General features: G+C 36.2%; 1 pseudogene. It reads left to right on the top strand.

Annotated elements, in window-relative coordinates:
- Window positions 1-60: 60 nt before the first annotated feature.
- A pseudogene (locus WFP70_RS26600) lies at window positions 61-265 on the top strand (MipA/OmpV family protein); the annotation flags it as partial.

The raw sequence follows: 265 nt of genomic DNA, 5'->3' as shown, positions 1-265 counted from the left end.
CATATCTGTGTGAATGCATTTTAATGTTTAAACAGCATCGTTGACCAAAAGGCGGAGAGAATGAAATCTCTATATATTATCTGCACCTCAATATTAACATTATCATTCTGTCTTTATTCTCATGCGGAATCTGATCTTGGCTCATTAGGTTTAATGTCTGATGACCAGACTAAAAGTCCAATCCCTAAAGGAATAATAATAGGTGGCGCAGCGATATCTTCCCAGGCAAGGTATAATGAAAGCAGTAATGATAATTTAATCGTGC

Origin of the sequence: Pantoea sp. USMM079 (genome assembly GCF_037153115.1) — a bacterium.
Lineage (GTDB): Bacteria > Pseudomonadota > Gammaproteobacteria > Enterobacterales > Enterobacteriaceae > Pantoea > Pantoea communis.
The sequence above is the reverse complement of the archived record's forward strand: the minus strand, read 5'-3'. Positions and strand labels throughout refer to the sequence as shown.